Annotated in this window: 20 protein-coding genes; 11 read left to right on the forward strand and 9 right to left on the reverse strand. The window is 43.2% G+C overall.

All coding sequences use genetic code 11. From position 1 onward, the window contains the following. Window positions 1-29: 29 nt before the first annotated feature. Window positions 30-1334: an MFS transporter gene (locus ACTQ9T_RS09455; protein WP_201591429.1), complete on the forward strand. Its 1305-nt coding sequence runs from the start codon at window positions 30-32 to the stop codon at window positions 1332-1334. Between the two features lie 108 nt (window positions 1335-1442). Next, window positions 1443-2414: a tRNA dihydrouridine(20/20a) synthase DusA gene (dusA, locus tag ACTQ9T_RS09460; protein WP_201591433.1), complete on the forward strand. Its 972-nt coding sequence runs from the start codon at window positions 1443-1445 to the stop codon at window positions 2412-2414. Between the two features lie 211 nt (window positions 2415-2625). On the opposite strand, the gene ACTQ9T_RS09465 is transcribed toward dusA, so the two are convergent. From ACTQ9T_RS09465 to ACTQ9T_RS09480, 4 genes are all read right to left on the reverse strand, one after another. Continuing rightward, window positions 2626-3417, reverse strand: coding sequence for a lysostaphin resistance A-like protein (locus tag ACTQ9T_RS09465; RefSeq protein ID WP_440464900.1), 792 nt, complete (start codon window positions 3415-3417; stop codon window positions 2626-2628). A gap of 87 nt (window positions 3418-3504) precedes the next feature. Beyond that, window positions 3505-4398, reverse strand: coding sequence for an alpha/beta fold hydrolase (locus tag ACTQ9T_RS09470; protein ID WP_440464901.1), 894 nt, complete (start codon window positions 4396-4398; stop codon window positions 3505-3507). A gap of 243 nt (window positions 4399-4641) precedes the next feature. Beyond that, window positions 4642-5697 (reverse strand): signal peptide peptidase SppA, encoded by a 1056-nt coding sequence (gene sppA, locus ACTQ9T_RS09475; protein ID WP_440464902.1) that lies wholly within the window; start codon window positions 5695-5697, stop codon window positions 4642-4644. Between the two features lie 250 nt (window positions 5698-5947). Then, complete coding sequence (locus tag ACTQ9T_RS09480) at window positions 5948-8974, reverse strand: ComEC/Rec2 family competence protein (RefSeq protein WP_440464903.1); 3027 nt, start codon at window positions 8972-8974, stop codon at window positions 5948-5950. 477 nt (window positions 8975-9451) lie between these two features. Here ACTQ9T_RS09480 and ACTQ9T_RS09485 point away from each other — a divergent pair, with 477 nt between their 5' ends. Continuing rightward, window positions 9452-10027 carry a DUF2062 domain-containing protein gene (locus tag ACTQ9T_RS09485; RefSeq protein ID WP_440464904.1) on the forward strand — a complete coding sequence of 192 codons (576 nt, stop codon included), beginning with the start codon at window positions 9452-9454 and terminating at the stop codon, window positions 10025-10027. Window positions 10028-10054: 27 nt separating this feature from the next. On the opposite strand, the gene ACTQ9T_RS09490 is transcribed toward ACTQ9T_RS09485, so the two are convergent. The 3 genes from ACTQ9T_RS09490 to ACTQ9T_RS09500 all read right to left on the reverse strand — a co-directional run bounded on the left by ACTQ9T_RS09490 (window position 10055) and on the right by ACTQ9T_RS09500 (window position 12797). Beyond that, window positions 10055-10363, reverse strand: coding sequence for a hypothetical protein (locus ACTQ9T_RS09490; protein ID WP_440464905.1), 309 nt, complete (start codon window positions 10361-10363; stop codon window positions 10055-10057). Between the two features lie 401 nt (window positions 10364-10764). After that, window positions 10765-11445 carry a lipoprotein-releasing ABC transporter ATP-binding protein LolD gene (gene lolD, locus ACTQ9T_RS09495; protein WP_440464906.1) on the reverse strand — a complete coding sequence of 227 codons (681 nt, stop codon included), beginning with the start codon at window positions 11443-11445 and terminating at the stop codon, window positions 10765-10767. A gap of 116 nt (window positions 11446-11561) precedes the next feature. Continuing rightward, window positions 11562-12797, reverse strand: a complete 1236-nt coding sequence (locus ACTQ9T_RS09500) for a lipoprotein-releasing ABC transporter permease subunit (protein WP_010199617.1) — start codon at window positions 12795-12797, stop codon at window positions 11562-11564. Between the two features lie 447 nt (window positions 12798-13244). Between ACTQ9T_RS09500 and ACTQ9T_RS09505 the strand changes: the two genes are divergently transcribed. Further along, window positions 13245-14225, forward strand: coding sequence for a hypothetical protein (locus ACTQ9T_RS09505; protein WP_201591448.1), 981 nt, complete (start codon window positions 13245-13247; stop codon window positions 14223-14225). A gap of 151 nt (window positions 14226-14376) precedes the next feature. On the opposite strand, the gene ACTQ9T_RS09510 is transcribed toward ACTQ9T_RS09505, so the two are convergent. After that, entirely contained in the window at window positions 14377-14766 is a 390-nt protein-coding gene (locus ACTQ9T_RS09510) for a hypothetical protein (RefSeq protein WP_010199611.1), read from the reverse strand. 865 nt (window positions 14767-15631) lie between these two features. Here ACTQ9T_RS09510 and ccoN point away from each other — a divergent pair. The 6 genes from ccoN (at window position 15632) to ACTQ9T_RS09540 (ending at window position 21741) form a co-directional block, all read left to right on the forward strand. Then, a complete protein-coding gene (gene ccoN / locus ACTQ9T_RS09515) occupies window positions 15632-17110 on the forward strand; it encodes a cytochrome-c oxidase, cbb3-type subunit I (RefSeq protein WP_010199609.1) in 1479 nt (492 codons plus the stop codon). Window positions 17111-17119: 9 nt separating this feature from the next. Beyond that, window positions 17120-17758: a cytochrome-c oxidase, cbb3-type subunit II gene (gene ccoO, locus ACTQ9T_RS09520; RefSeq protein ID WP_201591481.1), complete on the forward strand. Its 639-nt coding sequence runs from the start codon at window positions 17120-17122 to the stop codon at window positions 17756-17758. Further along, window positions 17758-17940, forward strand: coding sequence for a CcoQ/FixQ family Cbb3-type cytochrome c oxidase assembly chaperone (locus ACTQ9T_RS09525; RefSeq protein WP_010199605.1), 183 nt, complete (start codon window positions 17758-17760; stop codon window positions 17938-17940). Before ccoO ends, ACTQ9T_RS09525 begins: the two co-directional genes overlap by 1 nt. Further along, window positions 17937-19085: a cytochrome-c oxidase, cbb3-type subunit III gene (gene ccoP, locus ACTQ9T_RS09530; RefSeq protein ID WP_440464907.1), complete on the forward strand. Its 1149-nt coding sequence runs from the start codon at window positions 17937-17939 to the stop codon at window positions 19083-19085. Before ACTQ9T_RS09525 ends, ccoP begins: the two co-directional genes overlap by 4 nt. A gap of 489 nt (window positions 19086-19574) precedes the next feature. Continuing rightward, window positions 19575-20984, forward strand: coding sequence for a cytochrome c oxidase accessory protein CcoG (gene ccoG / locus ACTQ9T_RS09535; RefSeq protein ID WP_189584539.1), 1410 nt, complete (start codon window positions 19575-19577; stop codon window positions 20982-20984). A 175-nt stretch (window positions 20985-21159) separates the two neighbouring features. Further along, on the forward strand, window positions 21160-21741 hold the full coding sequence (locus ACTQ9T_RS09540; protein ID WP_440464908.1) for a FixH family protein: 582 nt from the start codon (window positions 21160-21162) through the stop codon (window positions 21739-21741). 251 nt (window positions 21742-21992) lie between these two features. Here the strand turns inward: ACTQ9T_RS09540 and ttcA are convergent, their stop codons facing one another. Then, window positions 21993-23120 carry a tRNA 2-thiocytidine(32) synthetase TtcA gene (ttcA, locus tag ACTQ9T_RS09545; protein WP_440464909.1) on the reverse strand — a complete coding sequence of 376 codons (1128 nt, stop codon included), beginning with the start codon at window positions 23118-23120 and terminating at the stop codon, window positions 21993-21995. Between the two features lie 291 nt (window positions 23121-23411). On the opposite strand from ttcA, the gene queC reads away from it, so the two are divergent. Then, on the forward strand, window positions 23412-24128 hold the full coding sequence (queC, locus tag ACTQ9T_RS09550; RefSeq protein ID WP_440465072.1) for a 7-cyano-7-deazaguanine synthase QueC: 717 nt from the start codon (window positions 23412-23414) through the stop codon (window positions 24126-24128). Window positions 24129-24200: the final 72 nt, after the last annotated feature.

The raw sequence follows: 24200 nt of genomic DNA on the forward strand, positions 1-24200 counted from the left end.
CACTTTACTCTGTGGATGCGTGATCTATTATGCCGTCTCGTTCTCAATATGCGTTAATGTCTGCTAGAGACAAAAATGTAGTGCTGTTTATTAGCTTTACCAGCGCTGTAGTGTTTTTTGATTTTTTGATTTACTTGTACATTGCAGATATCATCTCGGCTGCATTTTTTCCTGCGAACACCAACCCTCAAGTTGCTAAACTACAAGGGCTGGGGCTTTTTGCTGTTGGTTATTTGGCACGTCCAATTGGTGGTATCCTCTTTGGTCGATACGGTGATATAAAAGGTCGAAAGCCCATATTGTTGCTAAGCCTGATAGTAACCGCTGCAAGTTTGTTGGCGATGGCATGTCTGCCCACTTATGCACAGTGGGGATGGATTGCGCCCGCTTTATTTATTTTCCTAAGGCTTATACAGGGTATGGCATATGGCCTTTATGTCCCCTTGGCATGGGTTTTTGTGGCAGAGCATGTACCGCGGCAGTATTTATCAGTAGCCTGTAGCTATGTCACTGCCAGCTTTTTAGTGGGTGTGCTATTTTCAAATGCATTCTTTATGTGGCTCTCTACCTTTATGACGACGGATCAGTTGACTGATTATGGGTGGCGTTTGCCATTCTTAGTTGCCGCTGTATTAAGCTTTTTGCCATTATTGGTGTGGCGACTCGTTGGAGAGACACCATTCTTTCTTGCACTGGACAAGTCAAAAATCGGTACTAGCGTGAGCGAACCATTTACCATACTTTTTAAACATTGTAAGCATTCTATATTTGTCGGTATGGTACTGACACTGGTCATTTCTAGCATTACCTCTGTTGTCATTCTACTGCTACCAGATTTAATAGAGATAAACTTTGTTTTAGATAGTGATCTATTTGGGTTTTCTCATAGTTTGGGCATCATATTTATGATTTTTGGTTGCATATTTTATGGCATGGTGTCTAACCATGAAAACTTTGGTAAAATTTTAGTTGTTGGTTCTGTTCTACTCATTGCTCAAATGCTGGCCTTCTTTTACCATTTGCAGGCAGGTGGTGATTACATATTAATCATGTATGCGCTATTAGGCTTCTGCGCTGGCATCGTCGGTATGGTACCTGCTATCCTTGTGCAATTGTTTCCGACCAATGTGCGCCTCACAGGAATGGCTTTTTGCTATAATATTACCTACGGCATCGTGGGCGTGCTAGTACCTTTTGGTCTAGGCTATGCCACTACTTTAATAAGCTTCTCACCAGCACTATACATTACGTTTATTGGTTTTATTGGTATTATCATGGGGCTTTATTTTTATAATCTACCTGAATACAAAAAAATTGATCACGTGATCTCGTAAATAGCTGATCAGTATCCACATCAAGATTGAAACTAAGGTGCAATGGTATGTCTCATCCATTGCACCTTATCCATTTATTTAAGACACAAATATTAAGGCTTAATACCCATGGTTGATATGACCAATAAACGACTGTCCGTTGCCCCGATGATTGATTGGACAACGACAGATTATCGTTATTTTGCACGGCTGTTTAATCCGCACACGTATCTATATACCGAAATGATCAGTACTGGTGCGCTCATACATGGCAATCGGGCTCGGCATTTGCGCTTTGATACACTTGAGCACCCACTTGTCCTGCAACTTGGCGGTGCAGATATTGGTGAGATGACCCAGTGTGCTGAATTCGCCCAGCAGCATGGCTATGATGAAGTCAATATCAATGTTGGTTGCCCGTCAGATCGGGTACAGCATAATAAAATTGGCGCTTGTCTCATGGCCGAGCCAAACACTGTCGCTGACTTAGTCAAACATATGCAAGCGGCTGTCGATATCCCAGTGACGGTTAAACACCGCATTGGTATCGATGATTTTGACAGTTATGAGTTTATGGCAGATTTTGTGCAGAAAGTTGCTGCTGCAGGTTGTAGCCGTTTTATCGTTCATGCCCGTACTGCGTGGCTACAAGGTCTTAGTCCCAAGCAAAATCGCGACATTCCGCCACTGCGCTATGAGGATGTGTATCGTCTCAAACAAGACTTTCCACAACTCGATATCGAGATAAACGGCGGTATTGAGACAGTTGCAGATATTCAAGCGCACTTGCAGCATATAGACGGTGTGATGATTGGCCGCGCGTTTTATCACAACCCTTATCTACTGGCAGAAGCCAACAGCTTATGGGGTGAGCCAGCACCTAAGCGCTCAGACATTTTGACGCAGCTTTATCCTTATCTAGAAGAAAAAGTCGCCAAAGGTGAAGCACTACCCACGATGACGCGTCATTATTTAGGATTGTTTCAAGGGCTGACAGGTGCTCGAAAATGGCGTCAATCATTGAGTGGCAAACCCAAGCTGACCATAGATGATATTAAGCAAGCAGCATCTGAAGTCTTGGCGTTAAATCCTGATGCATAGCTTTTTTACTAAACAGACGCTTGATTAAACAGATTTTGATTAGGCCGTGTCCTTATTCTAAGAATGGCGATAAAAATGAGATAAGTTGGCGTCAAACAAAGAAAATAGCGCAGATAATATCGAGATATTAGTCAGCTATTTGACACCATTTGGCAAGATTTAGCCATTTTTGACCTATTTAGATGACCATCGATTGAATTGAGGACACGCCCTAAGCTGTTTGCGCTAAATACTGCCACATCGCTGCGCCATTATTCACAATATGTAGCAGCATTGGTAGTAGCAGCGAACCAGACTTGACACGTGCGTAGCAAAATATCAATGCCAACACTACGATAGTGCTGATTTCATAAACGCCATATTGCAAGTGAATCACCGCAAATATCAAACTGGTGATGATACTGGCAATGATCGCCCCACGCTGCTCTTGACTTGGTGAGACGACGAATTGCTCAGCAATGGCCGACCATAATATGCCGCGAAAGACCAGCTCTTCGTATAATGGCGCAACGATCACCATCGCAAACACCAGTAGCCACACTGAGCTGACTGACTGGTACAGCGGGTCTACAAATACCAATGGTGATTTATCGAGCCAGTAAGTCAATGCCTGACTGCCAATCATAAATATCAGTAGCAAGCCCAGCATGCCGACGCCAACCGTTACTGAAAACGGTTTGAGCGCTAGATACTGTTGCCAATTACCACCTCTTAACTGAATCAGCATAACGATGAGGGCGACGAGCAAGATACCGCCAATCATGATCGACACACTCACGACCGTACCATTACTACTGCCAAAGAAAAATACATCAGCCACGCTTGAGCTTTTAGCTGCTGGTAATAACAGCTTACCTGCAACATATACTCCTAACAATTGACTGATAAAAAATGATATGACCATTCCTACGGTCATTGAAAATGCACCGAAGCGTGAAAATAACGGCAAACGCTCGGGCGCATTTATAGACGGGTCATTGGTGGCACTAGGTTGGTTTGGCATAAGGCGGTGACTCAAAAAAATAAACGAGCAATGCTCCTGACAGCTTCATATAGTTATTCATATAAGCCGTTAAATAAGTAGCGAGCATCATTCATGTGGGAGTTGTTGCTTGATTAAGTCCAATACTTGCCGTGACACAGACTCTGGATGCTCAAGCGGGAACATATGACCACCCGCATGGGTTGCATAAGGAATATTGAGTCGGGATTTGATTTGCTGCGGGAAACGGCGTTTCAGAAAGATACTGTCTTGACCAATAATCAATGTGACAGGTACTTTGGGCCCTCGATTTGGTGCCAGCCAATACCATGATGGATTGGTTCGAAAGACCGCCACTTCGCTTGCTTTCGGAATCGCCAATGTTACCTTGCCATCCGCACGCTCATGTAAGCCGTGCTCGATATATCCTTGAAAACTACGCTCATCAAAGTTTTTAAAAAAACCTTTATGCCGCATTTTTTCATACGCGTCGGCTCGGCTGTCCCACACATCGCGGCGATGCTTAGACACGCCAGCTGGTGACAGCTTGTCCATCAAACGATTATTCATAAGAGGCAATCTGTCTGCTGTCTTTGCCAAATGCCACAAAAAACTGACTTTGCCATAAATCCAAGGCGGATCCATTAATACCGCCTGAGCAAAATGCTGAGGCGCACGGTACAGCGCCTGTAACGTACACATAGCACCCAGCGAGTGCCCAACAGCCACGACTTGCGAGATGCCATGCTTCTCACAGGTGCTTTTTACACTGTCGATAATCTGTTGAGTCAGTCGACGCCAATGATCATCCACTGGATAATCAGGCGTATTGCCTAACATCGGGATATATTCGATGGTAAAAAACTCTGTTAAATGCTCAAAAAACGGCTGATAAACGGCACTTGGCATCCCATTGGCATGGGCAAAATGTATAACGGGCTTATTGGTTTTTTTGGAGACAGGTAGCGCTGCAAAGGTCTGCAAATTTATTTCATCACTCATAACAGGCTCTCGTGGGATGGTTTATGTTATATATTATTTTTAATGATTGAACCTTATAGCATACTTAAGCTAAATATCACCAATATAGCAAAATTGATAGCTATCGCGACATTGATAACGACTTAGTCTTAAAGATTTAGTCTTAAATAAGATATTTATTTAGCATTACATACAATTGAGGCTGAGCATAATTATATGCCCAGCCTCAACAATCATACACAGTATATCTAAAACATTAAACGCTTAACGCATCTTTACGTTACCTTCTTCTTGTGGTAAAAAACCATCAACACTAACGCTAGAGCCAATGCCTGCACCCAGTTGCACGGCAAAACGATCCATAAACATTTGGAACGGATCAGTTGGGCTATAGCTAATCACAGTATCAAGATCTAGTTGCTTACTCAGGCTTGTGATACTACCTGTCTTGTCTGCCAAACCTAGCTCAATAGACTGCTCGCCTGTCCAAAATAATCCTGAGAACAGTTTGTTTTGCTCAGGGTTTTTCAAGCGGTCACCTCGACCTTCTTTTACAGCATTAATGAAATGCTTATGCGTATTGGCCAATACTTTTTCGACATGATTTTCTTCATAATCAGTCAATGGGCGCGACAAGCTTAAAATGTCTTTGTACTCACCAGCCGTAATAGTACGATCTTCTACACCGACCTTGTCCATCAAACCTTTGACATTGTAGCTTGGCATAATGACACCGATAGAGCCAACCAAACTTGATGGATTGACATAAATCTCATCTGCCGCAGAAGCGATGTAATAAGCACCTGAAGCACCAATATCACCGATAACAGCATAAAGCTTTTTATCTGGGTACTCTTTGCGCAACTCCCTCATAGTCTGCCAGATTTCATCAGACTGTACAGGTGAGCCACCAGGTGAGTTAATATCTAATGCCACCGCTTTGGAATTACTATTCGCAAAAGCATCTCTCAAAGCTTCATTGACATCATAAGAATTGGCAACATCGTCATTACTGATGACGCCTTGCAGCTCAACCACGGCCAAATGCGGCGCGCTGGTATCGACTGCATCCATACCCGTTGGCGAACTACTACACCCACGACCAAGGGTCAAAAATATCAATAAGATATAACCAAAGGTCAATAATTTAAAGAAAATACTCCAGCGACGAGCGCGGCGCTGCTCAACCACACTAGCCAATAAGGTATTTTCAATCAGGCGCCATTCTTGTCCGCTTGGCTGGCTTGACTGTGGCATCTGTGTTGGCTGATTTGCCGAATTGTCAGAACGTTTGTTAGGGTCTGGTGGCCAGTTGGGCATATAACTTCCTAAGTCAGAAACAGTCTAAAACGATAAAAGAGATGATATAGAAAATAAATACAGTGAGAAATCAAATTTTCTCACTGTAGGGGTCATCTATATTAATAGAGTACTAAGTATGGTGCTATTTCGGTTATGGTTCAAGAGTGTAACCGTGAAATATCACCATATTATAACGCTGCTACGGTTAAGATGATTTTTAGAATGTATTGTCAAAATAAGATGTCGCGTCCAAATATTATTCTAGGACTCAATGAGCGTTCAGAGACAGTGCTGCCTCAAGTGCATTATCATCATAAGTAATGACCTCATTGATACGCTGGCGCTTAATATCATCGGTCGCTAGGTGTGAGGCGCTGTGCCCAAGCCAAGTATAATGACTATAGGCGCTATCATCAAACGGTTCAGCTTGGCAGAGCAGTGACCACAGTTGCCAAACGCGCTGATGGGTATCGGCATCAACAACGATACGTGATGGCAAAGACTGAGCTTGCATAGTAAGTTCTTGGTTATTTGGTTGCGTATTTTTTGCTGTAGAGGGAATTGCCGTTAGTAGTTGAGAGGTGGCCAGCGGTGAATTAAGTGGATCAGCTGCATTATACTGCAATACTTGTATCGGCAACCTGCTGTCGATGGCAATTGTACAGTCCCACACACTGGCGTCATCTATCTTACTCCAGCCCGTCATTGCTTGTAATGATAAATCCCCGTTGGGGAGCTGCCATGAGTCATTTTGCTCACAACTTTTAGGGCTGATATACGTTTTGGTAGTGACATGCGCTGCATTGTTAGCATTGTTAGATTCGCTTGTTTCTCTATAAAGTTTTTCTCGCTCAAACCAACGATCACTACGCCCTGCTTGCCAATACTGGCTGGTCGGTAGGCGCTGACTTATTCTGGCAACAGTCATCGGCAACAACTCTGAGGCGTTAGGTTTAAATGTATTGCTAGCATCATTAATAGTGAGCGTATCGGTCAATCCTGCACTGCTTGTCTGTACTACGAGCCCTTCTAAGCGTTTAATCGATAAGGTGCGTAATTGCTGCTCTAATATCGCGGACAGCTTCTCTGCCGTCAAGGTGCTTGGCATGGTACGCGTAGCACTAGGCCTGTGGTCTGCCAAAAATAACCAATTCACACTTCCTTTCGCGGACTGCGCCTTATTATCCTTAACCCCAACCTCGTTATCCATTATAGGGTATTGCAGCACCGCCGCGCTTATATAGTGATCTCCAGTGGGTAATATATATAAAGTTGGTGACGTGGCTAATGACTGCTGGTTGGCATATACCGTCATCATTAATAGCGTCAAAGGCGGTAATGCCAGCCAACGACTGATAAGTCCACGTGGTAATAACCAAGGCAACATCGCCAGCAATACCATCAGTAATATCGCCATATTCACTGGCGTATACAGCCACGCCTCTGACAGCGCTGGCAATGATGTTAACCACGTAATCAAATCATGTAAATTACTGATGATTGCGCTGACCAACACCCAGATGCTATCAGCAAGCGCAGGCCATAATAAGTAGCAAAGCCCAGCTAGTAGATTGAGCGGTACGATAACCCAGCCAAATAAACCAATGGCAAATAAATTGATGACTAGACCCCATAGTGAGGCTTTGCCAAACAATAACAACGTAATGGGTAGCAACGAGATAAATAACCAGAACTGCAACTTAAAGACACGTTGGCCTGTGAGCCATACTTTTGTAAGTAAGATACGGCTATATTTAGTATCATGCTGAGAGAGAGGTTTTTCTGATTGTGATAACACTGAGTTATTTTGCGACTGTGAAGCACTATCGTATTTTAGCAACAGCGCCACAGCGATAAAGGACAACCAATACCCAGCTTGCCAGAGCACATAAGGATCAAACCATGCCATCAAGACTGCCAGCGCCAACAATACTCGCATCGTACTAATCGGTAGCAAGTTTAATCGTACTAGACCTATCGCCAATAACATCCAGGCAGTACGAGCAGCGGGTACATCGAAACCAGTGAATAGCGCATAAATAAAAGCGGCACTGATCATCACCCACCAGCGCACTTGCCAGCGTGGTATGTGCCGATATAAGGCTGGATACAGACGATTGAGCAAGAATACGACTGCCCCTGCCAGCATAATCGCTAAAAACAACACATGAGTGCCAGAGATAGCCAGCAAATGTGAAATACCAGCCAATTGATACAGATCTTTGGTATCGCGATTGATTAAGCTGCGATCGCCTGTGAGCAAACTTAGAGTCACCGCTTTTGCTTGCTGCGTGGCTGTAGTTTGTCCCGCCCACTCTTGATAAAAATGCTGTCGCAATTGCCAACGCCCTTGGTCAATCCGAGTACGAAAACGCTTAAGATAGGAGCGAGAAGCAGCTTCCAATGCAGACGACTCATCGAGCGCAAAAGACGACGTGCTGGTCGTCACTATATTTGCCACCCCATCGATATGACGACCTCGCAACCAGCGATAACTGTCAAACCCAGAGGGATTATTGAGAGCTTGCTCAGAGGTAGCAAGCGGTGCGAGCGTTAACGTCATAAACAGCTGATCACCCGGTCGCAACTGATTTAGATCAGCGACCTGAGCGCTTTTAGAGCCTTTTTTTGGATAAGCATTGAGTAGCACTCGATATTCAATATTGCTATCACTACTTTCATTTGAAATATCATCAAATAAACTATTGCTTAGGCTATTTTTCATACTTGTGAAATAATTGACCTTAGCACTATCTAATTCTTGAGCTGTCAACTCAGATATTAAGGGCGATATATGACTGACGGTAGCGACTTGTCGATAACCGCTATTGGTGACCCCATCGTAAACGCTATCACTAATACCCTCGATAGTGACCAAAGCCTGTACACGCATAGATTCAGTAATTTTGGTCGCTTCAGCCTGCTGATAACCCATCAAGGCTTGCAATGCGCTACCCATCACCAGCCCCATGGCCAGTATCATTATCAGCAAATAATTGACAATTCGAATGGGAAATTTAGAGGAAGAAGAAAAATATTTAGACGTGTCTTGAGAAAAAAAAGGTTGAGAAGGTTGGTGTTTAGAAGAAAGCTTTTGGATGTTTGCCAAGTTATTAGACAGCGCTCGACGCTGATTAATGGCTATCAAGACAATAGCAATAATGACTAATAATAGCAGCCAACTGTTAGCGTTATGCAGCTCTATTAATGAGTTGATTGGTATCGCCAGACTATCCGCGACTGCCAAAACGCCCATCATAGCGATAATCACCAGACTACCAAGTAACCAGTACACCAGCGCTCCTTGCTTAATGAGCTGACTGTTTAAATACAGTCAATTTTAACGGATTATTGTTGCTCACAAAAATGGGCGCGAGTATATCGTTTCACTCTAGGGCGTGTCTTCATTTCAAAAATGGTGATAAAAATGAGATAAACTGCCGTCAAACAAGAAAAATAGCGCAGATAATATCGGGATATTAACCAGCTATTTGACGATGTTTGGCAAGATTTATCCATTTTTAGCCCATTTAGATGACTATCGATTGAATTGAAGACAGGCCCTAGCAATAACGACTGTCTCGTTGGTCAAGCGATAGCATTTATTTTAGTATTGCCCTATACTGATGAGAGGTATTACAATAATAATTATTCGACACTATTACCCTTTTTTTCTGATACTATTCTCACCCGTATTTTATTCCTAATATCTCTTTATATCAGCCCATCAATATGATTGAGCCAGCGGTTGATAACGATTAAAGGCGATACTGTGCCCCAAAAACGTCTTAAAGACTTGCTGCCCACACCAGAGAAAATTCTAGAAAGCCGCATTTTGAAATTATTTGCACCGCATTTGGCTGATCCGCGTTTATGGCATTTTAACCGGCACAGCTTAAATAAAGCGGTCTATATTGGTGTACTCAGTGCATTTTTTCCGTTACCCGGACAGATGCTATTGGCATTAATTGGCTCGCTAATTTTTCGTGCCAATGTCCCTATGGCGCTTGGTTTGACGTGGATCACCAACCCCGTCACTAGCCTGCCTATCTTTTATGCTGGTTACTACATCGGTGCCAAAATTATTGATGTGCCGATGATCAGTTTACGACTTATCGGCAGGATGATTGCTGATTTTAGCTTGTGGGTACTATCTGATGGCGCCAACCCCTTTATCACTTATCACGGTACTGTTTCATTAACCGCGTTTTGTGTGGGAAGCGCCATACTCGCTATTATTACCAGCATCATTTGCGGATTGGCATTTAAAGCTATTTGGCGTTATAAAACCGTGTCAAGCTGGCAAAAACGTCAGCACACCGCTCAAGATAAACCACCTAAACGATAATCTGCAATCCCAACACATACTGCTTAATCAATCGTCTTCTTTGTCTTTTTCTATCGCTGCTAGGACATTGTCTGTAAAGCTGCTATCCATCACAAAGATATCGACCACTTTTTCGTCTTTGAGCAGCGTATAGCGTTTACCAGTGGCGCTATCCTGCGCTTTTAAATCGTAATCAACACCTGCCAGCGTAATAGAATCAAAAACTGAAGTAAGTAGTTCAATCTGTGCATCTTTGTCGACGGTGTCAAACAACGTTGGATCAATATACGGTTTCAATGGCTCATTGCCTTCTTCGGCACTGCCAAAAGCAGCGACTGGATCTTCATCTTCATTCATTGTCATTATCCTTGTTCTATTAAATAAGGCTACTACAGCCGATTCTATATAAAAAATACATCAGGTACATTGTTAGGATTAGGGTCTGCACTACTCTTTACTGCATCCAATTATACTCAGCAAACTATAGTTGGCAACCTATTTTTTATACTCTACTTTATGATATTTCTTCTAAAGCGTGTCATCATTTTAAGCAGGGTGATAAAAATGAGCCCCATTGTAGCCAAACAAGAAAAAAAGCGAAGATAATATCCAGTTAATACCTCGATATTATCTTCGCTGTTTGGCAAAATTTAGCCATTTTTAGCCTATCTATATGACTGTTGATTGAATTGAGAATATACCTTAATACTTAAATACCTTAATACTTAAATACTTAGGATATTTCATACTTAAGCTATTCAGTATTGTTCCCAATGACCATTACGCAGTAACAGCTGACGATCTGCCAATGCTGCCAAGTTACGGTCATGCGTTACCATCAGTAGTGCCGTTTTCATGGTACTTTGCAGCTCTGATAGTAGGCCAAAAACGCTTTGCGCATTGTCATAATCCAAGTTGCCCGTTGGCTCATCTGCCAATATAAGCGAAGGTTTGGTGACGAGTGCACGAGCAATGGCCACGCGTTGACGCTCACCGCCTGATAGCTCGCCAGGTCTATGCGCCAAACGATGCTCTAGACCAACGCTCTCTAATATCGCTATTGCTTGATCTCTCGCCTCAGTCGTTGATACTTTTGGGCGTAGCAGCAATGGCATCGCGACGTTTTCAATGGCAGTAAACTCAGCCAATAGATGATGAAACTGATAAATAAATCCCAAATGCTTATTACGCATCGCACCGCGTTCGGTCTCATTCATACTGTTTAACAACTGACCATGCAACCAAACTTCACCGCTGGTTGGCGTATCCAATCCACCCAGCAAATGTAGCAAAGTGCTTTTGCCCGAGCCGCTGGTACCAACGATAGCGATGCGTTCACCCGCGTGGACGGTCAAATCCAAGCCTGTCAATACTTGGGTGCTAACTGCACCTTCATCATATATCTTATTAATATTGGTCGCTTTTAGAATGGCAGACATAGCGCTTCCTTTATTTTATTTATACCGATATTCATGATTTTTTTAAACCTGACTAAACATTCCAGCCTTGAGCGCGCGAGTAAATCCGCGGCCCAATCCCTCGCTTATGGCTTTAATTATTCATAGCGCAGTGTTTGTGCAGGCTGAATTTTAGCCGCTCGGCGTGCTGGATAAATCGTGGCCAAAAAGCTCAATACAAACGATGCACCAGTAATCAATACCACGTCCGTCAAGCGCAGCTGTGATGGTAGGTAATTGACAAAGTAAGCATCAAAAAGATTGAGACCGAAGGCTTGATTAATAAAGCCTAGAATGTCGCTAACCGTGAGGGCAAATATAACGCCCAATATCGTACCCGCAATCGTACCGATGACGCCGATGACTACGCCTTGTACCATAAAGACCTGCGTAATCAGACGAGGTGACGCGCCAAAGGTCTTTAGAATCGCAATATCCGCTTTTTTATCCGTGACCAGCATCACCAAGCTTGAAACAATATTAAATGCTGCCACTAGAATGATTAAGAACAGTAGCAATCCTACCATGGCTTTTTCCATTTGGATCGCCCCAAATAGATTGCCATGCGTTTGCGTCCAGTCATTCGGATAGAGTCGATCAGGGGCAATGGCAGCCGCTTTTTGAGCAGCGATGGGCGCGGTAAAGATATCATTTAGCTTCATACGGATACCTTGAGCACCAGCTGGCAGACGTAACAATTTGCCAGCATCACTCATCGGAATAAAGGCCATGAGGCTGTCCACTTCTGGACTGATACTAAAAATACCCGTGAGGGTAAAACGCTTAAAGCGCGGTATCACACCAGCAGGTGATGGCGATGCTTCTGGCAACACCAAAGTCACCTTATCACCGATACTTAAGCCCAGCGATTGCACCATCTCTTCACCCAGTACAATACTAAAATCACCAGCTTGTAGCGTATCGATACTACCTTCAGTCATATGATCGTTGATGATCGAGACATTTTTTTCGTACTGAGGATCGACGCCAGTGACCATAATGCCTGCTACTTGGCCATTCGACGTCAGCATGCCTTGTAATTGAATGAAGGGTGCCACAGCAGCCACTTCTGGATCTTCTTTGATACGATCTGCCAATTGTTCCCAATCGCCAATCACCTCACTTGAGATAACCGTTGCTTGCGGCACCATGCCCAAAATACGGGTTTTTAGCTCGCGGTCAAAACCATTCATGACCGATAGTACCGTAATCAATACGGCAACCCCAAGGGTCAAACCTATCATCGAGATCAGCGATATAAAGGAAATAAAACCATTACTACGCTCTGCTCGGGTGTATCGTAAGCCGATAAATAACGCTAAAGGACGAAACATATTCAAACTCTTTATCTTATCTACGTGCGACTTTTATATGCGCCAAAACGAGCAGCGACAAACGCCTTATATATGGCGTCTGCCATACCAACATATAAATCGAACACAAAAATAGGGTTTAAAATAGGCCAGATTTGGCCATCAAAAGGGAGCTAGTTTGACACAATTTGGCAGATATGTGCCAGTCATTAGCAAAAACTGCGCGTATTTTTTAATAAAAATAGGGTTTTGTTATTATTTTTTATGAGGGGCTTGCTATTACTTGCGTCTATACCTATATATTGTATGCTAAGGACAATTGTCACTAACCCCTCATTGTTGTTTGCTGACCCTGTGCTGCTGACATTGCTGGCTATCATAGACCAATGATTGTAGATATTGGATGCTAGATAAGCAATCACAGTGTTAGGTCCAAACTTCATCGCTGACTTAAGTTTGAGTATTTTCATGACCATTAATTATCAATATAAAAACATCCAATCTCCTACCAAAATCACATTATCCGACGAGCAAGCTGCGGGTCACGCCGATCATTGGCGTATTTTAACCGATGACATGAGTCAGGATGTGCCAGAGTGGCTACAAAAGATGATCGAAAAAGCAGCCATGCCCAAGGGCCTCAACCCCAACGTCAGCGCCAAGGACAGTTGCTTGTTGTTGTCTGAAGATCAGCCTTGCCACATCAACCAAGTGCTGGCAATGAAAGACGGCAAACCAGAACGTTTTATCAACGCCTACCCTTGTGTTGACAGTCCTTATGGGCTGCATTGCAAAATCGAGCGTATCATCGCCAATGACAACTCGCACGACGCAGTACTGCGCCTACGTACAGCTGATGGCAGTATTATTTATGCCTTTGACCAGCTTTATACCGCCAATCGCCACTTATACCAACGCGACAGTTCGTATTTTGCGAATTTCAGTGCTTGGGCGCATGAAATTAAGCTGAGCGAACAGCAAGAAGTCATTATGGTAGAAGATCAAGAAGCCATCCGCTATCACCGCGCGTTTAATGACATCGTCGCTGCCAATGATGGTCAGATACCAGACGATCTACAAGAGCAAATCAAAGAATGGAAGCCTGAAACCAAAGAACAAATGGCTCCTGTAGAGATTAACTTGGGTCATATGTGTGCGTATCTGTTCGGTGATACTTTGGGACAAGAAGACGAAGCATGGTGCCAAGGTCAAGTACTTGGCAAGCAAGAAACTCTCTTTAATGGCAAATCAATTATCTTGTTTGATGTGGTAATACTACGTGAGCAAGATGCCGATCCATTCGTGGTACGTATTGGCGCACTCAATACAGTAGAGACTGCTTCTATCAAAGTACATGACTACATTCAGGCAAATGTTTGGCTACAAGCCGCCATTTACAAAGAAAATCAAAAGTCACAAGACGCGACGGCGCAATCAAAAGCCAGCTAGGAAATTCAACAGCTCTCCTTAACTATACGTCATTGTGACAGTTACCGATCATAAAAAAATCCCCTAACATAGAATTAGGGGATTTTTTTATGGTCAGTGTGAATAAGATTGATCAAAACTAACCGATTGGGAAAATCGAGAGAATACAGGCTTAAGCCATCGTCGTCATTGATTTGATACGCTTGTACAATTCTTTTTGCTCAGCACTTGGACGCGCAGTTTGTACCGCCATCAGTTGTGACATGTCACCTTCGACACGAATTTTGCCACCCATAAACGCACCCATAATTTCATTAGTGTCGAAATCAGTGATGATAGATTGCAAAATACTACGGTCAAGCAAGAGTGTGGTGGTCGCATTATCATTCAAGCCGCGATGCAACAAGCCATCGGCAAAGTTGGCTTCGATGTCTTTGTCCGTGTCGGACACTTTTAGGTTAATAATCATATTAGCCAGCGCTGGCGGCAAATTTAGCTCACCGGCTTCACTACCTAACTTCTCAACGTCATCGAACCATGCATCTGTCAAAAAAACTGCCATCTTATTATCCTTAATGAATGGGGCACTGGGTTCACCTTATGGATTACCGCCGCCCAATTGTGTCCAAATGATTAAAATCGTTATTTTGTCATTGTTGTCATAACAATGGATAGGAAATCTACTATCGATATTCTTCAGCCTCATTATAAGGGGCGATTTGATGATAAGTAAAACCTATTTATAAGGCTAATGTTGCCATTGTTACAAAAATTTCTCTAGAGTTTGTCCTTGTACCCTGCAATTCGTATCATTTAACCCTCTAGAATAGTCTTAAAATTGAGTATAAAATAGGCTCCTAGCATAACTACAAAGAGTTGCCTGCCTATATTTTTACCAAAGAGTTTGTATTTTGCCGCATAGTTCTGATGATATTTGATTAGGATTGCGTTACAATACCCTTAAACAGAGTCGGGAGTTTTAACTAAACATTACGTTAATCTGTTTTTTTGTCAGCCGCCGCTAGCATACATCAATGGTCAATAATATTTTATTACCAGGTGGATACCAGTATCTATCTTCGTTAGTGCTGTTATTTTCAGTAGTAATTAAGATAAATCCTTAACATCGCTAGATGTTTGATGCTTAATTATACGGCGCCACTCCTTATTCCCCTTAACGAGTTATTAACAATCCTACTATCAACTGGTTGTAAGCGAGATATTTTTCTAGCGCTTCCCCCTTCCTCTTTGCATCAGTAGATACCGAGTGGAAGCTTAGCTTGATAGTTAATAACCTTAAGATGATAAATGAGTCAAAAAACAGCATGTACCGCAGTCACTATTTGCTTGCATCAATTTATTTGATACAGATAGCGCGGAGAGTTAGTTAATTCTGTTGATAATTCGGGCTGTAAAGGAATCATCCAATGAGTTTACAAAACACAGCAGTCGCCCCAGTTGACCGTGAGTATGAAATTACTGTCGTAAGATTTTTTACGATAATGGCCGTTGTATGGGGCATCGTCGGCATGAGTCTTGGCGTGTTCATTGCTTCACAGTTGGCATGGCCAGCACTCAACTTTGACATCCCATGGCTGACCTTTAGCCGTCTAAGACCGCTACATACCAATGCGGTTATTTTTGCGTTCGGTGGCTCTGCCCTGTTCGCAACGTCTTACTACATCGTCCAGCGTACCTGTAAGACACGCTTGTTCGCACCGTATTTGGCTTGGTTTACCTTTTGGGGTTGGCAGGCTGTTATCGTTTCTGCTGTCATTACATTACCGCTAGGTTTGACCTCGAGTAAAGAATACGCTGAGCTTGAGTGGCCCATCGACATATTGATTGCGTTGGTGTGGATATCTTATGCCATTGTTTTCTTCGGAACACTCATCAAACGTAAAACCTCACATATCTATGTGGCTAACTGGTTCTTTGCCGCTTTTATTATTACGATTGCGTTACTACATATCGTAAATAGCATGGCGATTCCGGTTAGTGCGTTTAAATCTTACTCGTTATTTGGCGGTGCAACCGATGCCATGGTGCAGTGGTGGTACGGACATAACGCGGTCGGTTTTTACTTGACGGCAGCTTTCCTTGGGATGATGTATTACTTTGTCCCAGTACAGATTGGTCGTCCTATTTATTCGTATCGTTTGTCTATTGTTCACTTTTGGGCATTGATTGCGTCTTATATGTGGGCTGGCGGTCACCATTTGCATTATTCGGCGCTTCCTGATTGGACGCAGTCATTGGCAATGGTGTTCTCCATTATCTTATTCGCGCCTTCTTGGGGTGGTATGATTAATGGTGTCTTGACGCTATCTGGTAGTTGGGATAAGTTACGTACCGATCCGATCATTCGCTTTATGATTGTGGCACTGTCATTCTATGCCATGTCGACATTCGAAGGCCCAATGATGTCTATCAAAACCGTTAATGCGCTATCGCATAATACGGATTGGACAATTGGTCACGTACACTCAGGTGCACTTGGTTGGGTGGGCATGATTACTATTGGTTCGCTATATGTACTGTTGCCTCGTATTTATAATAAGCCAAAAATGTACTCTATCAGCTTAATCACCACGCATTTCTGGCTAGCGACGGCAGGGACTATCTTTTACATCGTATCAATGTGGATCTCAGGTATTGGCCAAGGCATGATGTGGCTGGCTACTAACCCAGATGGTACTTTGGTATATAGCTTCGTTGATACGGTTGAGTTCTCACATTTCCCATATATTGGTCGTGCTTTTGGTGGCTTCTTATATGTGTCGGGTATGTTTGTGATGGCATATAACGTTTATAAAACACTTAAGATGCCTGAAGGTAAGCCTGTAGATGTTGCTGATCCTACGGATCACGAATCTAGTGTCAATACCTCGACAGCTAAAGTATAAGGAGCGATCATGGCTGGTACACCGCATGAAATTATTGAAAAAAATACAGGCTTGTTGGTCATCGGTATCGTTATTGCGATTAGTTTTGCAACGTTAGTTGAAATCGTACCGCTGATTTATGATAACAAGGGTCCAGAAGAAGGTGGCGTGAACGCCCCACTACCTTCTATGGAGCCATGGACTGCGCTTGAATTTGAAGGTCGTGATATTTATATTCGTGAAGGTTGTCACGTCTGTCACACGCAGATGGTTCGCCCACTGCGTGCTGAAGTTGAACGTTATGGGCCGTATTCACGTGCCGCTGAATCAACATGGGATCATCCATTCTTATGGGGTTCAAAACGTACAGGGCCTGACTTAGCACGTGTTGGTGGACGCTATTCGGAAGACTGGCAAAAGCAACATCTCATTGCGCCACGGTCACTAGTACCTGAGTCAGTGATGCCAGGTTTCCCTTGGCTTGCGACCAACGAAGTCAACGGTACGAACGTACAAACGAAGATGCGTCTATTCCGCGATCGTTTTGGCGTACCTTACACTGAAGAAGATATTGAAGGTGCTCCTGATGCTGTGCTTGGTGCCACTGAGCTTGATGCTTTAGTCGCCTACCTTCAGCAGTTAGGCACCGCAATGGAAGGACAGCGCTAATGGGTATTGGTGAATTACAAACAATTGCGACCGTCTCTGCCTTTGTTGCCTTCGTAGGCGTTGCATGGTGGGCGTATTCGCCAAAAAACAAAAAACGCTTCGAAGAAGATGCACAACTTGCGCTTGATGACGAGGATATAAAGTCTCTGTCTGAAGAGCAGCGCAATAAGGATAAACGATGACATTTTTTTGGAGTTCTTGGATCACGCTATTCAGTTTCGGCTGCTGGCTTTTCATTCTTGGCGTCCTACTGTTTGTATTAAAATACAAGCCAGACGTTGAGGAAGACGGTACCACTGGTCATGAATATGATGGTATCCGAGAATACGACAAACCACTCCCTAAATGGTGGTTGGTGATATTTTTTGGCTCAATCGTTTGGGGTGTCGCTTACTGGGTATTTTTCCCAGCAATGTTCCCAGCACACTGGGAAGGCATCGCCACCGTAGAAGTCGATGGCGAAACCGTACCATGGACCTCTAAGAACGAGCTATTCAGTGAGCTTGAAAGCAATAATAAAATCTTTACCGATAATTTTGAGCAAAGCATCTTGGTAAAAGCAGATGCAGCGGGCGCGACTGCGACATTGGGCACACTTAATGAGTTGCAAGCAACCATGCGTCGTAGTGAGACACCACCTGCAGATTTGCAAACACAAATTGACGGAAAAATTGCTGAGCTTGCCCCTTATATTGAAAAGCTGTCTGAAAATCCGAACGCACTAAAAGTCGGTAGCCGTTTGTTCTTACAGAACTGTTCGGTATGTCATGGCTCGAATGCGAAAGGTGCAACAGGCTATCCTAACCTAACTGATAATGATTGGTTATATGGCGGCGAAGCACAAAATATTTTGACCACGCTACACAATGGCCGCGTTGGTGGTATGCCAGCATGGCGCGATCAGATCGGTGAAGACGGTGTGCGTGCAGCATCAGAATATGTATTATCGTTGTCGTCGAATAACGGTAGCAAAAGCAACGGCAAACTTGATCAGACATTGGTTGCTCAAGGTTCAGCTATCTTCCAACAAAATTGTGCGTTATGCCATGATAAAGATGGCAAAGGTATGATTTCAGCGGGTGCGCCAAACTTAACTGATACCATTTGGTTATATGGCGGCGAGCGCGAAACGGTACGTAATACTTTACGTTACGGACGCGCAGGTGTGATGCCGCAGTGGGAAACGAAGCTAGGTAATGAGCGTATTATGCTACTTGCTGCTTATATTTACTCTTTGTCAGACAAGCCAGCTAAATCCACTCAAGCCCTACCTGTTACTGCTACTGCATCAAAAGCAGCAGCACCGGCAACAGCTACCGTTAACTAAGACTACTTTAGTCAGTCGTTATAGGATAAATGGATAAGATCGAAAAAAGGGAGAACTGTTATTGCAGTTCTCCCTTTTGTTTGGCAATTTGGCTGAAAATTTTAGTTTAAGCGCTTTCATGTCTTTGTCATGATACTTATTTACTCTGCAAAGCCAGCTGTGCAGGCGACTCGACGACAACTAGTCGGTCAATATAATTTGGATACAATGATTGTTTTTGAGCATTATTACCCCATTTATAGTAGGGATAATGCTAAAATAGCACGATTTGAAAACCACGAATCGATCGCCATTTTTAGTATGAATGGTTCAATCGTAATTGGCTATTTACAATCGCTCATTTGGTAGCAGGGTTCACTGTTTTTTACAGTGATTATCCCACTCAGCTACTTACTGACATTGATAACATCGCACATCCCGACATCTTTTTATTATAGGTGTTTGTTCATCATGCCAGCAGACTGATTCTTTTTTTAAAGAGGCACGTTTATGTCAGCACCACAACCCAATAAAATCCCTGTACAGCAGATTGATCTTGATGCCACCAAGCATCGTATTCATCCTCGATTTATTACGGGTTTTTATCAAAATATCCGCGTCGTTAGTATGTATGCGTTTTTGGCGCTGTTTTTGCTACTGCCATGGCTGCGTTATAATGATAGGCAGGCAATATGGTTTGATGTGCCCTCGCAGCATTACTATATTTTTGGCATGACTTTTTTGACTCAGGATTTTTATTTCATTGCCGCCTTTGCGTTGATTGCCGCTTTTACCTTATTTATGGTAACGGTATACGCTGGTCGGGTATGGTGCGGCTATGCGTGTCCCCAAACGATCTGGACGCATCTATATCAGTACGTTGAAAAATGGGTGATTGGTGACCGTAATAAGCGCATGAAGTTCGATAAAGAACCGATGAGTGCAAAAAAAGCCTTTAAACGTGGTTTGGTATATTTTATTTGGTTTGTTTTTTCAATGATTACGGCGACTACATTCGTAAGCTATGTCTCCGGCACTGATAGCTTATATCATAGTTGGCAGATGATAGGCGTTATACCTTTCCCTGATTGGCCTACGTGGATTTGGGTATCTGTCTTTATCTTTGCTTTTTCTACCTATGTGAATGCTGGCTACATGCGTGAGCAGATGTGTGTTCAGATCTGTCCTTACGGGCGCTTCCAAAGCGTTATGTTTGATAAAGATACGCTGATTGTTTCCTATGATTATGAGCGCGGTGAGCCACGAGGCGCGCGCAAAAAAGGGACCAATCCGGAACATTTAGGCGACTGTATCGAATGTCAGATGTGTGTGCAAGTATGCCCTACTGGTATCGATATTCGTGATGGTTTACAAGTGGCCTGTATTCAATGTGCCGCGTGCGTCGATGCCTGTAATGAAGTCATGGATAAAGTGGGTTATCCCCGTGGCTTGATTCGCTATACGACAGAACGGCAACTGGCAGAAAAAGAGAAAAGCCGAGTATTTCGCCCACGGTTTTTTGCCTATTTAGCGCTACTGACCGTGCTTTGCGGTGGTGTCGTTTATGCCTTGACCGATCGTGTCCCCTTAGAGATTGATATTCGCCGTGACCGCAATCAGTTGTCATCCATCAATACTCAAGGCATGATTGAAAATAGCTATATCGTCAAGCTGACCAATAAAACACAAGAGCCTCATATCTATAAGATAACCCTTGCCCCGCAAGAAGGTCTGAGTTTGGAATTGCGTTTTAATGATGTACCATTAGAAGCGGGTGAAAGCTTTGATATGCCCGTCAGTATTTATGGTGATCCTGATGTCATTGAATCTGGTCAAACGCTTGTTACCTTAAATGTGAACAGCAATGATGGTCAGTACATGGTCAGCAAACAAAACGTCTTTACCACCCAAGGTCAGTAAACGCTTGCGTGTGGCAAGTGTAGACTCATATATTTCACCCGTTAGTCATCGACAAGCGGGTTATAAATTATCATTAAACTGACAGCCGTTAGCCGTCAATTTATCCGTCGATACCACTGTATAGATATCCGATAACTGGATATCCATAAACAGCTATTTGATTAATAGGTATTTTATGTCTACTCCAGCACCAAATTTTAAGCACCAAGATAGCCAGCCATGGTATAAAAACTATATGGTGGTTATCTTTGTGATTGGCATGCCAGCCTTTGTGGTGATTGCTTGCCTCTGGTTTGTTTATTACTCCTATCAAATCCGTGACAGTGTGGTTCGTGACGATTGGTATATGGATGGCAAGACGCTTTATCATGATGTGTCCCGTGACAAGCTGACTTATGACTTAGACCTGCATGGCGAGATGCAGTTTGCCGATGACGGTAATATTGTGTTTTATTTGAATTATCCTGAGCAAAGCTTACAATCGGGCAAATTACTTAATGGCACCCCGCTTACTTATCCTGATAAATTAGATTTATCAATCTCCCATGCGACCGACATCAAAAAAGATCGTGATGTGGTGCTGCTGCATCAGGAAGGTAATAAATATAGCGCCAAAGTAGATATTGACCCCGTAAAAGCCAAGTACTATTTGCAAGTGAGCAATGAAGGCAAAGATGATTGGCGTATGCAAGATGTGGCAAAATTGCCACGTTCAAAGGTTAGTTTTGATCCGCTACCAGTATTTGCTGAGAGTTGACTTATATAAATACAGACTGCGTAGATTCAGCGAATAATCAATTCATTAAGACATAAAAAAACCAGCCATTAATAAGCTGGTTTTTTTGGCTATAGTGAGTGAAAAGTGATATCGAACCATCACGCACTGCTGATATCCATTTTTCTTGCTTGCTTTGCCTGCGCAGACAGAGTCTACAAAAAATTAATATCAGCAAAATTTAACCATTTTTAGCCCATTTAGATATTCATCGATTGAATTGAGGACACGCCCTAGATAACAGGATTAATTGTTGGAATCTTCTGTGTGTGTCGACTACTTTCTATCGCTTTATCTGACTGTTGCTTACTGGCAAACTTTGGATTAAAAGTTTGCGTTTGTGGCGCTATTGGTAAGCCAATTTCAGCCAAGCTATCGGTCTGCCCTGCCTGAATATTATCCCCTTCAAACAAACGCTCATTGTCATCACGATCAAGACTTAACCCTTCAAAGTCAAACAATTCACGGTCTGCTAGTTGCGACGGTGCCACGTTTTGCATGGCCTTAAAGATAGAGGCCAAACGCTGTGGATGAGCATCGTCCCATTCTCGTAGCATGTCATTAATAATGGCGCGCTGTAGATTGGTCTGGCTACCACATAAGTTACATGGAATAATCGGGAATTCTTTCAATTTTGCGTATTCAATGATGTCTTTCTCTTCGACATAGGCCAATGGGCGAATAAGCATGTTTTGCTTATCATCGCTGAGCAGTTTCGGTGGCATAGACTTGAGCGTACCGCCATGAAATAAGTTCAAAAAGAACGTGGCCAACATATCATCGCGGTGATGACCAAGAGCAATTTTGGTCGCGCCAATTTGTTTTGCAAAACCATATAATGAGCCACGACGCAAACGCGAACATGCCGAACAATAAGTCTTACCTTCTGGCACCACGCTTTTGACGATACTATAAGTATCCTTTTCTAAAATATAGTGGGCAATGCCCTGCTCGTTTAGATACGCTGGCAAAATATCCTCAGGATAACCTGGCTGCTTTTGATCCAAATTAACCGCGACGATATCAAAATTAATCGGTGCAATACGTTTTAGCAGCAATAAAATATCCAATAAGGTATAGCTGTCTTTGCCCCCTGAAACACAGACCATCACCACGTCACCCTCTTCGATCATATTAAAATCACGAATCGCCCAAGATACTTGTCTACGCAGTTTCTTCTGTAGCTTGCGAAACTGTGCTGATTGAGTAGGTGATAACGTTTCAGCAATCAAATCATCCTCAGCGGCATCATCATACTTCATACTATCAGTCTCTAAAGTATAGTCTGCCCTACCTGCATCAGCAGACGTCTCATCAAACTCTGGCGTAATTTTTGGCGTAAACAAGGTCGCTGCAGTCATAAGTTACTCAATATCTTTACAAGGGTGATTTTGCTATACAGCAAACTGCTATTACAGTGCTGTCATACATGATGGGCAAGCGTTAACACTGATGCTTTAAAAGCAGCAATTATAACAAAATTTGCTCACAGTTTGAAAAGAGGACATTAAATAACGGCTGCATGGTTATGTAACGGTTGGATTTTTGCTAAAATAACCGTTTTTCGTAAACCAATAATAGATACCATTATGACTAACGTTACTTCGCAAAGCACCTCCAATAATCAAGCCTCCGATACTGACTTAAATGCTCTGCATAAAAGCCAAAATGCCGTTGTGCTATTGTCGGGCGGGCTTGATTCGGTGACTTGTTTGTATTGGGCCAAGGCACGTTATGCGTCGGTGACTGCAGTCAGCTTCAACTATGGTCAACGCCATAATAGTGAGCTTGTCGCCGCAAAAAATATCGCCGAAACGGCAGCGGTCAACCATCGCATTATCGATATTGATATCGCTCAGCTTGGTGGCTCATCATTGACGGATCACAGTATGATGGTTCCTGATGGGGATGCAGAGAAGTTCCCTAATAAAAAACGTGATGAGATTGATAACGATGCCATTCCAAACACCTATGTACCGGCTCGTAATACCATATTCTTATCTTATGCCTTAGCCGTCGCTGAAGTGACCGACGCCAACCATATCGTTATTGGCGTCAGCTCAGTCGATTACTCAGGCTACCCTGATTGCCGTCCTGAATACATTGCCGCTTTTGAGCACATGGCAAACTTGGCGACAAAAGCGGGAGTTACAGGCCATCATTTATCCATTCAGACGCCATTACAGCAGCTGTCAAAAGCAAAAACCATCGAGCTTGGGCTGTCATTAGGTGTCGATTATGGTCAGACAATTTCTTGCTATCAAGCCGACGCAAATGGTCTTGCCTGCGGTGTTTGCGATAGCTGTACCTTGCGCCGCCAAGGATTCGCCCAAGCAGGTATCACTGATCCTACTCATTATCAACCTTAACAGTTTAAGTACTCATAGCGACAGACAGTATAACTAAACATTAGCGAAACATTCGCTTGCATTAACACAGCA

This window comes from Psychrobacter sp. ASPA161_6 (genome assembly GCF_051970285.1).
Classification (GTDB): Bacteria; Pseudomonadota; Gammaproteobacteria; order Pseudomonadales; family Moraxellaceae; genus Psychrobacter; species Psychrobacter glaciei.

Excerpts from the sequence above, each read along its gene's own strand:
- ACTQ9T_RS09455 (WP_201591429.1), top strand. The coding sequence starts at position 30 with ATGCCGTCTCGTTCTCAATATGCGTTAATGTCTGCTAGAGACAAAAAT.
- dusA (WP_201591433.1), top strand. The coding sequence starts at position 1,443 with ATGGTTGATATGACCAATAAACGACTGTCCGTTGCCCCGATGATTGAT.
- ACTQ9T_RS09465 (WP_440464900.1), bottom strand. The coding sequence starts at position 3,417 with ATGCCAAACCAACCTAGTGCCACCAATGACCCGTCTATAAATGCGCCC.
- ACTQ9T_RS09470 (WP_440464901.1), bottom strand. The coding sequence starts at position 4,398 with ATGAGTGATGAAATAAATTTGCAGACCTTTGCAGCGCTACCTGTCTCC.
- sppA (WP_440464902.1), bottom strand. The coding sequence starts at position 5,697 with ATGCCCAACTGGCCACCAGACCCTAACAAACGTTCTGACAATTCGGCA.
- ACTQ9T_RS09490 (WP_440464905.1), bottom strand. The coding sequence starts at position 10,363 with ATGAATGAAGATGAAGATCCAGTCGCTGCTTTTGGCAGTGCCGAAGAA.
- lolD (WP_440464906.1), bottom strand. The coding sequence starts at position 11,445 with ATGTCTGCCATTCTAAAAGCGACCAATATTAATAAGATATATGATGAA.
- ACTQ9T_RS09500 (WP_010199617.1), bottom strand. The coding sequence starts at position 12,797 with ATGTTTCGTCCTTTAGCGTTATTTATCGGCTTACGATACACCCGAGCA.
- ACTQ9T_RS09505 (WP_201591448.1), top strand. The coding sequence starts at position 13,245 with ATGACCATTAATTATCAATATAAAAACATCCAATCTCCTACCAAAATC.
- ACTQ9T_RS09510 (WP_010199611.1), bottom strand. The coding sequence starts at position 14,766 with ATGGCAGTTTTTTTGACAGATGCATGGTTCGATGACGTTGAGAAGTTA.
- ccoN (WP_010199609.1), top strand. The coding sequence starts at position 15,632 with ATGAGTTTACAAAACACAGCAGTCGCCCCAGTTGACCGTGAGTATGAA.
- ccoO (WP_201591481.1), top strand. The coding sequence starts at position 17,120 with ATGGCTGGTACACCGCATGAAATTATTGAAAAAAATACAGGCTTGTTG.
- ACTQ9T_RS09525 (WP_010199605.1), top strand. The coding sequence starts at position 17,758 with ATGGGTATTGGTGAATTACAAACAATTGCGACCGTCTCTGCCTTTGTT.
- ccoP (WP_440464907.1), top strand. The coding sequence starts at position 17,937 with ATGACATTTTTTTGGAGTTCTTGGATCACGCTATTCAGTTTCGGCTGC.
- ccoG (WP_189584539.1), top strand. The coding sequence starts at position 19,575 with ATGTCAGCACCACAACCCAATAAAATCCCTGTACAGCAGATTGATCTT.
- ACTQ9T_RS09540 (WP_440464908.1), top strand. The coding sequence starts at position 21,160 with ATGTCTACTCCAGCACCAAATTTTAAGCACCAAGATAGCCAGCCATGG.
- ttcA (WP_440464909.1), bottom strand. The coding sequence starts at position 23,120 with ATGACTGCAGCGACCTTGTTTACGCCAAAAATTACGCCAGAGTTTGAT.